14 protein-coding genes are annotated in these 14,386 nt (G+C 68.6%); 11 read left to right on the top strand and 3 right to left on the bottom strand.

Features of this window, described 5'->3' with window-relative positions; translation table 11 throughout:
• Window positions 1-119: 119 nt before the first annotated feature.
• Window positions 120-569 carry a lytic transglycosylase domain-containing protein gene (locus tag BCO18175_RS27435; protein ID WP_174917311.1) on the bottom strand — a complete coding sequence of 150 codons (450 nt, stop codon included), beginning with the start codon at window positions 567-569 and terminating at the stop codon, window positions 120-122.
• A 367-nt stretch (window positions 570-936) separates the two neighbouring features.
• Between BCO18175_RS27435 and gspD the strand changes: the two genes are divergently transcribed.
• Genes gspD through gspF form a run of 3 tightly spaced genes read left to right on the top strand, consistent with a single transcriptional unit; the run spans window position 937 to window position 5,994 of the window.
• On the top strand, window positions 937-3,276 hold the full coding sequence (gene gspD / locus BCO18175_RS27430; protein ID WP_174985722.1) for a type II secretion system secretin GspD: 2,340 nt from the start codon (window positions 937-939) through the stop codon (window positions 3,274-3,276).
• Window positions 3,273-4,772, top strand: coding sequence for a type II secretion system ATPase GspE (gene gspE, locus BCO18175_RS27425; RefSeq protein ID WP_174985720.1), 1,500 nt, complete (start codon window positions 3,273-3,275; stop codon window positions 4,770-4,772). The genes gspD and gspE overlap by 4 nt, the downstream gene beginning before the upstream one ends.
• Window positions 4,773-4,776: 4 nt before the next feature.
• Window positions 4,777-5,994 carry a type II secretion system inner membrane protein GspF gene (gene gspF, locus BCO18175_RS27420; RefSeq protein ID WP_174985718.1) on the top strand — a complete coding sequence of 406 codons (1,218 nt, stop codon included), beginning with the start codon at window positions 4,777-4,779 and terminating at the stop codon, window positions 5,992-5,994.
• A gap of 35 nt (window positions 5,995-6,029) precedes the next feature.
• Here the strand turns inward: gspF and BCO18175_RS27415 are convergent, their stop codons facing one another.
• A complete protein-coding gene (locus BCO18175_RS27415) occupies window positions 6,030-6,440 on the bottom strand; it encodes a general secretion pathway protein GspC (protein WP_174985716.1) in 411 nt (136 codons plus the stop codon).
• Between the two features lie 175 nt (window positions 6,441-6,615).
• Between BCO18175_RS27415 and gspG the strand changes: the two genes are divergently transcribed.
• The 8 genes from gspG to BCO18175_RS27375 are packed head-to-tail and all read left to right on the top strand — an operon-like array spanning window position 6,616 to window position 12,631.
• Window positions 6,616-7,068, top strand: coding sequence for a type II secretion system major pseudopilin GspG (gene gspG / locus BCO18175_RS27410; RefSeq protein ID WP_011350483.1), 453 nt, complete (start codon window positions 6,616-6,618; stop codon window positions 7,066-7,068).
• Between the two features lie 39 nt (window positions 7,069-7,107).
• Window positions 7,108-7,677, top strand: a complete 570-nt coding sequence (locus BCO18175_RS27405; RefSeq protein ID WP_174970694.1) for a GspH/FimT family pseudopilin — start codon at window positions 7,108-7,110, stop codon at window positions 7,675-7,677.
• A 2-nt stretch (window positions 7,678-7,679) separates the two neighbouring features.
• Entirely contained in the window at window positions 7,680-8,108 is a 429-nt protein-coding gene (gene gspI, locus BCO18175_RS27400) for a type II secretion system minor pseudopilin GspI (RefSeq protein WP_277403735.1), read from the top strand.
• A 7-nt stretch (window positions 8,109-8,115) separates the two neighbouring features.
• Window positions 8,116-8,775 (top strand): PulJ/GspJ family protein, encoded by a 660-nt coding sequence (locus BCO18175_RS27395; protein WP_174917317.1) that lies wholly within the window; start codon window positions 8,116-8,118, stop codon window positions 8,773-8,775.
• Between the two features lie 2 nt (window positions 8,776-8,777).
• Window positions 8,778-9,908 (top strand): type II secretion system minor pseudopilin GspK, encoded by a 1,131-nt coding sequence (gene gspK, locus BCO18175_RS27390; RefSeq protein ID WP_174985714.1) that lies wholly within the window; start codon window positions 8,778-8,780, stop codon window positions 9,906-9,908.
• A 26-nt stretch (window positions 9,909-9,934) separates the two neighbouring features.
• Entirely contained in the window at window positions 9,935-11,308 is a 1,374-nt protein-coding gene (gene gspL / locus BCO18175_RS27385; RefSeq protein ID WP_174985711.1) for a type II secretion system protein GspL, read from the top strand.
• Window positions 11,305-11,811, top strand: a complete 507-nt coding sequence (gene gspM / locus BCO18175_RS27380; protein ID WP_174985709.1) for a type II secretion system protein GspM — start codon at window positions 11,305-11,307, stop codon at window positions 11,809-11,811. The genes gspL and gspM overlap by 4 nt, the downstream gene beginning before the upstream one ends.
• A 31-nt stretch (window positions 11,812-11,842) precedes the next feature.
• On the top strand, window positions 11,843-12,631 hold the full coding sequence (locus tag BCO18175_RS27375) for a type II secretion system protein N (protein WP_174970706.1): 789 nt from the start codon (window positions 11,843-11,845) through the stop codon (window positions 12,629-12,631).
• Between the two features lie 22 nt (window positions 12,632-12,653).
• On the opposite strand, the gene BCO18175_RS27370 is transcribed toward BCO18175_RS27375, so the two are convergent.
• Complete coding sequence (locus tag BCO18175_RS27370) at window positions 12,654-14,225, bottom strand: efflux transporter outer membrane subunit (protein ID WP_174985707.1); 1,572 nt, start codon at window positions 14,223-14,225, stop codon at window positions 12,654-12,656.
• Window positions 14,226-14,386 lie beyond the last annotated feature (161 nt).

Genomic DNA, 14,386 nt, shown 5'->3' with positions numbered 1-14,386 from the left:
GGCGCCCTTCCGGGGCGCGATCGTCCCGCGGACGGGCGAAATTGCGGCGTGAGCCCGCATTGTGCATCAAACGCGCGCCGGCCGGCCGGTACGGCGTCAGGCCGCGCTGCGCCGCCGCGTCATTGCACGGGCGGCAGCAGCTTCCACTGCGTCAGGATGCCGGCGATCTGCCGCGCGTACTTGTCGCGCAGCGACGGGGTTTCCGAATGATAGGCGCCGACCGCCTGCCACGTATTGCCGTAGCGGTTCATCTTCTGTTTGAGATGCCACGCGGCGATGTAGACGTTCTTGCACGGTTCCATCAGCGTGTCGCGGCCGATCCCGTAGCGCGACAGCGTCGGCAGGTGGATCGAATTGATCTGCATCAGGCCGTAGTCGACCGAGCCGTTCGTGTTCTTGTTCAGCGCGGCGGGGCGGTTGCGCGACTCCTGCCACGCGATTGCGCGCAGGATCAGCGGATTGACCTGCTGATATTTAGCGGCCTCGTCGAAACAGTCCGCGCGAGCGTTCGCGCTGGCGAAACACACGCCGGCGGCGATTAACGCAATCGAAACGAACCGTCTGTTCATGGTGCGAAATCGACAAGAAAATGCGTGAGGGTCGGGAAAACCCGTGCCTGTTATTCATGCGACAAGAATCGTGCCGCCCGTATCATACCGACAGTCCGTCAGCTTGCGACATACAGGAATACGGCAGCCCGGTTATACCGCATTTCCGTGTCGGTTCTTCATGAAACGGGGGCGATGGCCGGTATGCCGAGAATAGCGTTAAAGCTTACATATTGCATACGGTTCGCCCGATACATGTCGTATGTGAGACAGTCCTCGGATCAATGTGATATTTCGGACATGAAAAACTGCTAATGTCGCCTCTTTCGGACTTGGATCCCAGCACTACCGCCGGAAGTGGCCTGAGCCGGCATCGACCCATTCATCCATGACAAGAAATCGCTTCGTTATGCGGCGTGTCGCCACGACCCTGATCGTCGCCGGCATCATCGTCTCGCAGGCCGCCTACGCTCAGGTCACGCTCAACTTCGTGAATGCGGATATCGACCAGGTCGCCAAGGCGATCGGCGCCGCAACCGGCAAGACCATCATCGTCGACCCGCGCGTGAAGGGGCAGCTCAACCTCGTCGCCGAACGGCCGGTGCCGGAAGACCAGGCGCTGAAGACGCTGCAGTCGGCGCTGCGCATGCAGGGCTTCGCGCTCGTGCAGGATCACGGCGTGCTGAAGGTCGTGCCCGAGGCCGACGCGAAACTGCAGGGCGTGCCGACCTACGTCGGCAATGCGCCGCAGGCGCGCGGCGATCAAGTGATCACGCAGGTGTTCGAGCTGCACAACGAATCGGCGAACAACCTGCTGCCCGTGCTGCGGCCGCTGATCTCGCCGAACAACACCGTGACGGCCTACCCGGCGAACAACACGATCGTCGTGACTGACTACGCGGACAACGTGCGGCGCATCGCGCAGATCATCTCGGGCGTGGACAGCGCCGCGGGCGCGCAGGTGCAGATCGTTCCGCTGCGCAACGCGAACGCGATCGACCTTGCCGCGCAACTGCAGAAAATGCTCGACCCGGGCGCGATCGGCAACAGCGACGCGACGCTGAAGGTGTCGGTCACGGCCGACCCGCGGACCAACTCGCTGATGCTGCGCGCATCGAGCGCGTCGCGCCTTGCGGCCGCGAAGCGGCTCGTGCAGCAGCTCGACGCGCCGAGCGCGGTGCCCGGCAACATGCACGTCGTGCCGCTGCGCAACGCGGATGCGGTGAAGCTCGCGAAGACGCTGCGCGGGATGCTCGGCAAGGGCAGCGGCAGCGACAGCGGCTCGTCGGCGTCGTCCAACGATGCGAACAGCTTCAACCAGAGCGGCGGCTCGTCGTCGAGCGGCAACTTCTCGACCGGCACGTCCGGCACCCCGCCGCTGCCGTCGGGCGGCCTCGGCGGTTCGTCGTCATCGTCGTACGGCAGCGGTTCGTCGTCCGGCGGCAGCCTCGGCAGCGCCGGCCTGCTCGGCGGCGACAAGGAAAAGGGCGACGACAACCAGCCGGGCGGGATGATCCAGGCCGATGCGGCGACCAACTCGCTGATCATCACCGCGTCGGATCCGGTCTACCGGAACCTGCGCTCGGTGATCGACCAACTCGATGCGCGGCGCGCGCAAGTCTATATCGAAGCGCTGATCGTCGAGCTGAACTCGACGACGCAGGGCAACCTCGGCATCCAGTGGCAGGTGGCGAGCGGCCAGTTCCTCGGCGGCACGAACCTGAACCCCGGGCTGGGCCTGGGCAACAGCATCATCAACCTGACGGCGGGCGTAACCAGCACCACGGGCGGCGTCACCGGCGGCGGGCTGGCCAACAATCTCGGAGCGCTGAGCCAAGGGCTCAACATCGGCTGGCTGCACAACATGTTCGGCGTGCAGGGGCTCGGTGCGCTGCTGCAGTATTTCGCGGGCGTGAGCGACGCGAACGTGTTGTCGACGCCGAACCTGGTCACGCTCGACAATGAGGAAGCGAAGATCGTCGTCGGCCAGAACGTGCCGATCGCGACCGGCTCGTATTCGAACCTGACGAGCGGCACGACGAGCAATGCGTTCAATACCTACGACCGTCGCGACGTCGGCCTGACGCTGCACGTGAAGCCGCAGATCACCGAAGGCGGGATCCTGAAGCTGCAGCTCTACACGGAAGATTCGGCGGTCGTCAGCGGCACGACGAATGCGCAGACCGGCCCGACCTTCACGAAGCGCTCGATCCAGTCGACGATTCTCGCGGACAACGGCGAGATCATCGTGCTCGGCGGCTTGATGCAGGACAACTACCAGGTGTCGAACAGCAAGGTGCCGCTGCTCGGCGACATTCCGTGGATCGGCCAGCTGTTCCGTTCGGAATCGAAGGTGCGCCAGAAGACCAACCTGATGGTGTTCCTGCGCCCCGTGATCATCTCCGATCGCAGCACCGCGCAGGAAGTCACGTCCAACCGCTACGACTATATTCAGGGCGTGACGGGTGCATACAAGTCGGACAACAACGTGATCCGCGACAAGGACGATCCGATCGTCCCGCCGATGCCGCTGGGGCCGAGCCAGGGTGGCACGCCGGCCGGCAACCTGTTCGATCTCGACAAGATGCGTCGCCAGCAGCTGCAGCGCCAGGTCGTGCCCGTGCCGGCCCAGCCGTTGCCGGAAGCGACGCCCGCGCAGCCGCTGAGCGTGCCACAGCAGACGGTACCGCAACGGCCGCTGACGGCCGCGCCGGGAGCGTCGCAGTGAGCGACGTGCTCGCCTCTTCCGCCCACGACGGCGCGCCGGGCGAACGGCAGCCGCCATCGCCGCTCGCCGCGCGCCTGTTGCCGTACGGCTTCGCGAAGAGCGGCCAGGTGCTGATCGCGCATCAGCTCGACGACACGCTCGAGGTGTGGATCAGCGAACGCACGAGCGACGCCGCGCTTGCGGAGATCGCGCGCAACTTCGGCTCGATCTCCGTGCATCGCGTGCCGGCCGACGAGCTCGTGCAGGCGATCAACCATGCGTACGCGCGCCAGGACGGCAGCGCCGCGCAGGTGGTCGGCGAGGTCGAAGGCGAAGTCGACCTGTCGCGGCTGATGCAAGATATCCCCGAAGTCGAGGATCTGCTCGAATCGGAAGACGATGCGCCGATCATCCGGATGATCAACGCGCTGCTCACGCAAGCGGCGCGCGAACAGGCGTCGGACATCCACATCGAGCCGTTCGAGAACGCATCGGTCGTGCGCTTTCGCGTCGACGGCACGCTGCGCGACGTCGTGCGGCCGAAGAAGGCGCTGCACGGTGCGCTGATCTCGCGGATCAAGATCATGGCGCAGCTCGACATCGCGGAGAAGCGCCTGCCGCAGGACGGCCGCATCACGCTGCGCGTCGGCGGCCGGCCGGTCGACGTGCGGGTGTCCACGCTGCCGACCGGGCACGGCGAGCGAGCGGTGCTGCGTCTGCTGGAAAAGGATGCGGCGCGGCTGAACCTCGAAGCGCTCGGGATGGGCCGCGACACGCTCAGCCAGTTCGACAAGCTGATCGCGCGCCCGCACGGCATCGTGCTCGTCACGGGCCCGACGGGTTCGGGCAAGACGACCACGCTGTATGCGTCGATGTCGCGGCTCGAAACCGCGACGACCAACATCATGACCGTCGAGGACCCGATCGAATACGACCTCGGCGGCATCGGCCAGACGCAGGTGAACGAGCGGATCGGGATGACCTTTGCCCGTGCGCTGCGCTCGATCCTGCGCCAGGATCCGGACGTGATCATGATCGGCGAAATCCGCGACCTCGAAACCGCGCAGATCGCGGTGCAGGCATCGCTGACGGGCCACCTCGTGCTCGCGACGCTGCACACGAACGATGCGGCGTCGGCCGTCACGCGTCTGACCGACATGGGCGTCGAGCCGTATCTGCTCGCGTCGTCGCTGCTCGGCGTGCTCGCGCAGCGGCTCGTGCGGCAGCTCTGCCCCGTCTGCAAGGAAGAACGCGAGGAAGAAGGCCGCACCGTGTGGCATCCGGTCGGCTGCGACAAGTGCGGGCATTCGGGTTATTCGGGCCGGCGCGGTGTGTACGAACTGCTGCTGGTCGACGAGTCGATCCGCTCGCTGATCCACCGCAACGCGGCCGACGCGGAGATTCTCGCCGCCGGCCGTGCGGAAGGGATGCGCACGTTGCGCGACGACGCCGAGCGCTGGCTCGCGTCCGGCGCGACGTCGCTCGAGGAAGTGCTGCGCGTGACGGGAGGCGCATAGCGCGATGCCGGCATTCCGTTTCGAAGCAATCGATGCGGCGGGCCGCGCGCAGAAAGGCGTCATCGATGCCGACAGCGCGCGTGCCGCGCGCGGTCAGCTGCGCACGCAGGGTCTTACGCCGCTCGTCGTCGAGCCGGCCGCCAGCGCGACGCGCGGGGCGCGGTCGCAGCGGCTCGCGTTCGGCCGCAAGCTGTCGCAGCGCGAACAGGCGATCCTCACGCGCCAGCTCGCGAGCCTGCTGATCGCGGGGCTGCCGCTCGACGAGGCGCTCGGCGTGCTGACCGAGCAGGCCGAGCGCGACTACATCCGCGAACTGATGGCCGCGATCCGCGCCGAGGTGCTCGGCGGCCATTCGCTCGCGAATGCGCTGGGCCAGCATCCGCGCGACTTCCCGGAAATCTACCGCGCGCTCGTCGCGGCGGGCGAGCACACCGGCAAGCTCGGCATCGTGCTGTCGCGCCTGGCCGACTACATCGAGCAGAGCAACGCGCTGAAGCAGAAGATCCTGCTCGCGTTCACGTATCCGGGGATCGTCACGCTGATCGCATTCGGCATCGTCACGTTCCTGCTGAGCTATGTCGTGCCGCAGGTCGTCAACGTGTTCGCGAGCACGAAGCAGCAGCTGCCCGTGCTGACGATCGTGATGATGGCGCTGTCGGATTTCGTGCGGCACTGGTGGTGGGCGATCCTGATCGCGGTCGTGCTCGTCGTGTGGTTCGTGAAGGCGACGCTGTCACGCGACGGGCCGCGCCTCGCGTTCGACCGCTGGGTGCTGACCGCGCCGCTCGCGGGCAAGCTCGTGCGCGGCTACAACACGGTGCGCTTCGCGAGCACGCTCGGCATCCTCACCGCGGCGGGCGTGCCGATCCTGCGCGCGTTGCAGGCGGCCGGCGAGACGCTGTCGAACCGCGCGATGCGCGCGAACATCGACGACGCGATCGTACGCGTGCGCGAAGGCTCCGCGCTGTCGCGCGCGCTGAACAACGTGAAGACGTTTCCGCCGGTGCTCGTGCACCTGATCCGTTCAGGCGAAGCGACGGGTGACGTGACGACGATGCTGGATCGCGCGGCCGAAGGCGAGGCGCGCGAGCTCGAGCGTCGCACGATGTTCCTGACGAGCCTGCTCGAGCCGCTGCTGATCCTGGCGATGGGCGGCATCGTGCTCGTGATCGTGCTGGCCGTGATGCTGCCGATCATCGAGCTGAACAACATGGTGCAGTGACGGCCTGACCGTTGGTCGGGCCGTCGCCTTCTGCTTCAGCGTACGTAGATCGCCGGGGACGGCGTGTTGGCGGGAAGCTGGACTTCGGTGCGGGCACCGTTGCGCTCGACGACGATCGAGCGGGGGCGGACTTCGGCGAGCTTCGCGCCGGACGTGACGTCCGCGCCGAGCGACACGGCGCGCGGCGGTTCGCCACCGATACCGACGATCGCGGCACCCCCGTGGTCGAGCGCAAGGATGCCGAACAGGTGAATGTCCTGCACGGGATTCTTGTCGAGCTGACCGCCGAAGAGCGCCGCGGCGTCCTCGGTGCGGATCGGCAGCCGCGCGGCGGCGGCGGGCAGCGGCGCTTCGCGGGCTGACAGCGTGACGACCCAGTAGGTGGCCGTCGCGCACAAACCCGCGAAGAGGGCTAGGGAGAGGATCCGGATCGAGAGCGCGTTCATGCGCGCTATTGTACGGATGTATGTGAAATTTGCGTTGGGTGAAAGCCCTCGGCAATGCGCGCCTTACAATGCGTGCTCCGCGCCCGCGGGTTCGGAAGGTTGCCGTCAGGCAATCGTCCGGTGCGCCGGGTGCGTCACTCAACCAACGACATTTTTTGGAAAGAGGTAGTCAGTCATGCAAACGTGGATCACTCGCCGCAACGCGGCCGTGCGTCGTCAGCGCGGTTTCACGCTGATCGAGATCATGGTGGTGGTCGCGATCCTCGGGATCCTGGCGGCGCTGATCGTGCCGAAGATCATGAGCCGCCCGGACGAGGCACGCCGCATCGCCGCGAAGCAGGACATCGGCACGATCATGCAGGCGCTCAAGCTGTACCGTCTCGACAACGGCCGCTACCCGACTCAGGATCAGGGCCTGAACGCGCTGATCCAGAAGCCGTCCACCGATCCGATCCCGAACAACTGGAAGGACGGCGGCTATCTCGAGCGCCTGCCGAACGATCCGTGGGGCAACGGGTACAAGTACCTGAACCCGGGCGTGCACGGCGAGATCGACGTGTTCAGCTACGGCGCCGACGGCAAGGAAGGCGGCGAAGGCAACGACACCGACATCGGTTCGTGGCAATAAGCGCTCACTGACCGGCCCGACGCTTCGTTCCCGTTCTTCATGCTCGCCATTCGCACGACCTTCCGCTGCGGCCGCGATCGCCGTGTGCGTCGCGGCGCGGCTTCGTCCGTGCCGGCGCGGGCCGACGGCGGGCAGGCGTTGCACGGTGCGCGGCGTCATCGCGCGCGCGGCTTCACGCTACTCGAAATGCTGGTCGTGCTCGTGATCGCGGGGCTGCTCGTGTCGCTCGCGTCGCTGTCGCTCACGCGCAATCCGCGCACCGACCTGCGCGAGGAAGCGCAGCGTATCGCGCTGCTGTTCGAGACGGCCGGCGACGAAGCGCAGGTGCGTGCCCGGCCGATCGCGTGGCTGCCGACCGCGCACGGCTTTCGTTTCGACGTGAGCTCGCCCGACGGCTGGCGCACGCTGCGCGACGACCTGCTGCGCCCGCGCGACTGGGACGGTGGCGTCACGGGCGCCGACATCGACTATCCGGGGTCCGACACGCATGCGAATCGTGTGGTGTTCGGTACCGAGAGCATCGACACGCCGGTGCGCGTGACGCTGCATTCGGCCGTCGGCAGCGCGACGATCGTCGGCACCGGCAACGGCCGCTACGAGGTGCAATGACGATGCGTCGTCGCCTGCCCTCTTCCGTTTCTTCATCGCGCCCCTCAAGGGGACTTCCTTCGGGCCGTGGTTTCACGATGATCGAAGTGCTGGTCGCGCTCGCGATCATCGCGGTTGCGCTCGCCGCGTCGATCCGCGCGGTCGGCACGATGGCGACCAACGCGTCCGATCTTCATCGCCGGCTGCTCGCCGGCTGGAGCGCCGACAACGCGCTCGCGCAGATACGGCTCACGCACGCGTGGCCGGAGATCGGCGAACAAAGTTTCGACTGCTCGCAAGGCAACGTGCAGCTCGTCTGCACGCAGCGTGTGAGCACCACGCCCAACCCGGTGTTCCGGCGCGTCCGGATTTCGGTGAGCATGCCCGGGCGGTCCGGTGTGCTCGCGCAGATGGTGACGGTGGTCGCGAATGAAACCAGCCGTCCGCTCTGATTCGCCGATGCGACGCCCGCTCGCCCGCCCCGCCCGCGGCTTCACGCTGATCGAGCTGATGATCGCGATCGCGATCCTCGCGGTGGTCGCGATCCTCGCGTGGCGCGGGCTCGACCAGATCATGCGCGGTCGCGACAAGGTCGCGGCCGCGATGGAAGACGAGCGCGTGTTCGCGCAGATGTTCGACCAGATGCGCATCGACGCGCGGCTCGCCGCGACCGACGACGAGGCCGGCCAGCCGGCGATCGGTGTCGCCGGCAATACGCTGCAGATCGTGCGCGAACTCGAGGTGCCGGGCGCCGCGCCGCGGTTGCAGGTGGTCCGCTACCGGATCGCCGGCGGGCGCGTCGTGCGCTATGCGTCGCCGCCGATCGACGACGCGAACCGGCTGCGCAGCATGCTGAAGGACAGCAGCGTCGAAGGCTGGAACTGGGTCGCGCTGATGGGCGGCGTCGGCGCGATCGACGCGAAGCTGTACGTACCGCGCGTGGGCTGGACCACCAACCTGCAGACGGCCGACGAAGCGCTTGCCCAGAACAACGATGCGCTCAAGGTGCCGCAGATCGGCAACGCGCCGCCTGCGCGCGCGGTGACGGGGCTGCAGGTCAGCATCGGCGCGACGTCGCTGCGCGTGCCGGTCACGCGCATCTTCCTCGTCGGGGAATGACGATGCGCGCGCGCCCTCACCGCTCATGGCTTGCCGCCCGTGCCGCCGGTCGCGTACCGGCACGCGGCCGCCAGCGCGGCGCGGCGATCATCACCGCGCTGCTCGTCGTCGCGCTGTCGGCGATCCTCGTCTCGGGGATGCTGTGGCGCCAGCAGGTACAGATTCGCCGCATCGAGAACCAGCGCGTGATCGCGCAGGCGCAGTGGGTCGCGCGCGGCGCGCTCGACTGGACGCGGATGATCCTGCGCTCCGAAGGCGACACGGCGCCCGGCATCACGTATCTCGGCGGGATCTGGGGCGTGCCGATCGCGAAGACGAAGCTGTCGGACTTCCTCGGCCGGATCGGCGCGCCCAACGACAACGGCGGCGAAGACACCTATATCTCCGGCTCGATCGAGGACGCCCAGGCGAAGTTCAACCTGCGCAACCTCGTGGCGTCGCCGGCGCCCGGCGTGCTGCAGTTGAACGTCACGCAGGTCCAGGCGTTCCAGCGCCTGCTGACGACGCTCGGATACGACGGCGCGTTGGCGAAGCGCATCGCGTTGCAGGTGCGCGCGAGCCTGCTCAATTCGGCGACGCGTTTCCAGATGCCGACGCTGCCGGGTGGCGGCACGGCGCCGCCTATCACCGCGCCGGTGGCGACCGATCAGCAGGGCGGCGGCGGCTTCACCGACGATCCCGGCATGACGGGCGGCGACCGCGGGCCCGCGCCGCTGATGATGACGGGCGTCGACAGCCTGCTCGACATCGACGGCGTGACGCCCGAGATGGTCGCGCGGCTGCGCCCGTTCGTCACCGTGCTGCCGACCACGACGCCCGTGAACATGAACACCGCGCCGGCCGAGGTGATCGCGGCGCTGATGCCGGGGATGAGCGTATCGTCCGCGCAGGCGCTCGTGTCGCGTCGCGAGACCGTGTTTTTCCGCAACGTCGGCGACGTGCAGCTCGCGCTGCGCGGCGCCGGTGCGCCGAACGTGACGCTCGACTCGAGCGTCATCGACGTCAATTCGAGCTATTTCATCGTGCATGGCCGGATCCAGCACGACCGCGCGGAGGTCGATCGCACCTCGCTCGTGTATCGTGATCCGACCACGCACTCGACACGGGTCGTGCGCATCCGCGACCAGCTATAACGACGCCAATCGGGAGAGGAGCTCTTGTGAGCACGTTGATTGTTTCTTTGCCGCCGCGCGAGCCTGCCGTGCCGTTGCAGGAATGGCAGTGGCCCGAGCTGCCGTTCACGCTCGTCGACAAGGCCGGCCATGTGCAGCGCGCCGGCCGCGCCGCGCTCGCGCTGCTGCCGCGCGCGAATGCGACGGTGCTGATCGTCGCCGCGCGCGACGTGCTGCTGCTGGCCGCGACGGTGCCGCCGCTGAAGGGGCCGAAGCTGCGCCAGGCGCTGCCCAACATCGTCGAGGATCAGCTGATCCAGGATCCGCTCGGCTGCCATATCGCGCTCGATCCGGACGCGCTGCCCGACGGGCGCCGCGTGCTGGCCGTCGTCGATCGCGCATGGTTCCGCACGATCTGCGACGCGTTCACGGCGGCCGGCCACCGGCACCTGAGCGCGGTGCCCGCGACCCGCTGCCTGCCGGCGCCGCATGCATCGGCAGCCGCGACCGCCGCACCGGCCGACGGCGAAGTCGACGCCGCTGCGGTTGCCGCGGACGCAGTCGAGGAACCGCCGGCCCGCCCGGCGACGGTGGCCGCGGTGCTTGGCCTCGCGGCATCGGTTGAGCAGGTGCTCGTCGAGGCCGGCGCGCAGCCGGTTGCGGCCGGTGCGGCACGCCTCGAACTCGCGGTCGCGCGCGGTGCACTCGGCGAAGGCTTCGCGGCGCCCGCGTCGCGCGCGGCCGGCACGCTGGCCGCGCTCGCGCGCGGCGGCGACGTCGAACTGTACGAACTCGGCGAACCGGGTGCGGAGCCTCGCCTGGCATCGGTCGGACGCACCGACGGCGGCCCGTTGCTGCCGGGCGCCGCGCCGCTGTCGTTCGATGCGTTCGCGCGGCGCGCGCTGACCGAGAAGTTCGACCTGTGCCAGTTCGAATTCGAATCGCAGCCGTGGCGCTTCGACCGCGCGACGGTGAAGCGCCTGCGCGTGCCGCTCGCCCTCGTCGCGGCAACGCTCGGCGTGGCGGTGGTCGGGATGAACCTGCACTGGTGGAAGCTGTCGCGCGAGCGCGATGCGCTGTCCGCGCAGATCACCGAGACGCTGCTGTCCGCGTTCCCGAAGACGACGACGGTGCTCGATCCGCCCGCGCAGATGCAGCGCCAGCTCGACCAGTTGCGCCTGGCGGCCGGCGAGCTGTCGCCGAACGATTTCCTCGCGCTGTCGAGCGGGCTGTCGCGTTCGATGGGCGCGCTGCCGCTGAACGGCATCGCGTCGCTCGACTATCACGACCGGCGGCTCGACGTCGGCTTCAAGCCGGAGGTCAAGGTCGATCCCGATTTCACGCAGCGCCTCGCGCGTAACGGACTGTCCGGCGAAGTCGACAGCAATACGGGCAAATGGACGATCCGGAGCCGCTCATGAAGACGGAACAACTGAACCAGACGCTGGCCCAGTTCTGGGGCGAGCGCTCCCAGCGCGAAAAGATGCTGCTCGGCTGGGGCGGCGCCGTACTGGCGGTCGCGATCGCGTATTCGGTGCTGTGGTCGCCCGCGCAGGAAGGCCGCGCGCGGATCCAGCGCGAGCTGCCGACGATGCGCCGCGAGCTTGCGCAGATGACCGCGCAGGCGAACGAGGCGAAGTCGCTGACTGCCGCCGCGCAGGGCGTGGCACCGACCGGCCTCGCGCTGAAGGACGCGCTGACCGCGTCGCTGTCCGATCACGGACTGCAGGGCGCGCAGGTGCAGATCGTCGGCAACGGCGTGCAGGTCCAGATGAAGAACGTGTCGTTCCCGGCGTGGACGCAGTGGCTCGACGATGCACGCCGGCAATTCAAGGTGCAGGTCGGCGAGGCGCATGCCACCGCGCTGAAGGACGATGGCCAGGTCGACCTGACGGCCGTGATGCAACCGTCTACGCAGAAATGACGCAGTGGATGACGCAAGTGGCGGTCGGCCGATGAGGCCGGGGATCAAGCGGCTCGCCACCGCATTGCCGTGGGTACTGGCGGGTGGCCTGGCGACGGCGGTGACGCTCGTCGCACTCGCGCCGGCCGCATGGATCGCGCCGCAGTTCGCGCGCGCGACCGGCGGGCATGTGAATCTCGTCGATCCGGACGGGTCGCTGTGGCACGGTTCGGGCACGCTGATGCTCGCGCCGGGGGCCGACCAGAGCGCGGCGACGCTGCTGCCGGGCCGGGTCGAATGGACCACGGGCTTCTGGCCGCTGCTGACCGGGCGCGTGCAGATGCGCATGCGGCAGACCGAGGCGATGCCCGATGCGGTCACGCTCGATGCGACGTGGCGCGGCGCGGTACTGTCGGCAGGCACGATGGCCGTGCCCGCATCGCTGCTCGCCGGGCTCGGCACGCCGTTCAACACGCTCGACCTGCAGGGCGACGTGCGGCTCGGCTGGAGCGACTGGCGCCTGATCGGCAACAACGCGTTCGGCCAGCTGACGGTGACGATCGATTCGATGAGTTCGCGCGTATCGCGCGTGAAGCCGCTCGGTTCGTACCGCGCGGTGCTGCAGGCGAAGGGGGCCGGCGCCGATCTCGACCTGTCGACGACGCAGGGCCCGCTGTTCCTCGACGGCCACGGCAACTTCGGCCCTGGCCAGGGCTCGTTCCGCGGCACCGCGCATTCGGCGCCCGAGCAGCAGGCGAACCTCGCGGGGCTGCTGAACCTGCTCGGCCACCCGCTCGGCAACAACGAGGTGTCGCTGATCTTCGGCGACGCGCAGCGCTGACGTGCGCGTCGCCCTTTCCTTCCTACTTCTGCGCGAGCGGTGCGGCGACCGACGGTGAGTTGGCCGCGGGCGCGGCCGCACCGGACGCCGGCACGGGCGCAGGAGCCGCCACGTCGCCGTTCTCGCGCGCCATCTCCGATACGTTCCAGCCGCCGCCGAGCGCCTTCACGAGCCCGACCGACGACGTCATCCGCTGCCCGGCGATCGTCGCGAGCTTCTGCTGCGCAGTGAACGCGGTGGTCTGCGCGGTCAGCACGTTCAGGTAGGCGACCGTGCCGGCCTTGTACTGGTTCGTGACGATCGCGAGCGAATGCTCGGCGCTGTCGACGGCCTGCCGCTGCACGTCGATTTCCTGCGCGAGGATGCGTTGCGACGCGAGGTTGTCCTCGACGTCCTGGAACGCGGTGAGCACCGCGAGGCGGTACGCGGCGACGTCCTGGTCGTAGGTCGCGCGTGCGGCGTCGGTCTGCGCGGCGCGCAGCCCGGCGTCGAACAGCGTGGCCGCGAGCTGCGGGCCGACCGTCCAGAAGCGCGCCGGCAGCGTGAACAGCTGCGACCACACCGAGCTCTGCACACCGCCGGTGGCCGACAGCGTGAGCGTCGGGAAGAACGCGGCGATCGCGACGCCGATCTGCTCGTTCGCGGCTGCCGCACGGCGCTCGGCCGCCGCGATGTCGGGCCGGCGCTCGAGGATCGCGGACGGCACGTCGACCGGCGTGATCGGCGGCTCGGCCGCGAGCGGGTTCGGCGGCAGCGAGAAGGTGGACGCCGGTTCGCCGATCAGCGTCGCGATCGCATGCTCGTATTGCGCGCGGGCAACACCATTGTCGATCGACGCGGCCTGCGCGCTCTGCAGCTGCGTCTGCGCCTGGATCACGTCCGCGCGTGCGGCGACGCCCTGCGCGTACTGGTTCTGCGTGAGTTTCAGCGACTGTCCGTACGACTTCACGGTGTCGTCGAGCAGCTTCTGCAGTGCATCGGACGTGCGCAACTGGAAATAGGTCTGCGCGAGCAGCGCCTGCTGCGACAGCCGCGCGTTCGCGAGATCGGCCGCGGCGGCCGCTTCGCCGGCGCGCTGCGCGCTGACGGTACGGCTCACCTTGCCCCACAGGTCGGGTTCCCAGCTCGCGTCGAGGCCGACGCTGTAGCTGTTGTTGATCGAGCCGGACGAGCCGCTGCTGAAACTCGACGACGAACCCGACGACACCGACGTGCGCGGTGTGCGGGCGCGCGAGCCTGATGCGGTCAACCCGACGGTCGGGAAATACGCGGCACGCGCCTCGGTGACGAGCGCGCGCGCCTGCCGGTACGCGGCTGCCGATTGCGCGATGGTCTGGTTCGATGTGTTGAGCTTGCCGATCAGCGCGTCGAGCTGCGGATCGTTGTAGACCGTCCACCACGTGCCGCGGTCGGTGCGGTCGGCGGGCTGCGCGACCTTCCAGCCGGCCGGCGCTTCCTTGTACGCGGCGGGGATCGACGTGTCGGGCCGGTGATAGTCGGGCCCGACGGCGCAGCCGGCGAGCAGCACGGCCGTCGCGACGGCGACGGCGGCGCTCAGCGGGCGAAGGGCGCGCGGGAGGGAGGCGTACGGCATGGTTTTTTCCTGTCTGGGCGCGACGTCCGGCGAGCGGCGTCGCGCGATGCGGTCGTCGTGCCGCTGGCGGACAAATGGTAACTGACGGCGGGAAAGCTGCGCAGCCCCAAGGGTACGGTGCGCGGGGACAGGAATGTGTTACCGGCGCGAGCGGCCGGTTT

The organism is Burkholderia lata (genome assembly GCF_902499335.1).
In the GTDB taxonomy this organism is placed as follows: domain Bacteria; phylum Pseudomonadota; class Gammaproteobacteria; order Burkholderiales; family Burkholderiaceae; genus Burkholderia; species Burkholderia lata_B.
The sequence above is the reverse complement of the archived record's forward strand: the minus strand, read 5'-3'. Positions and strand labels throughout refer to the sequence as shown.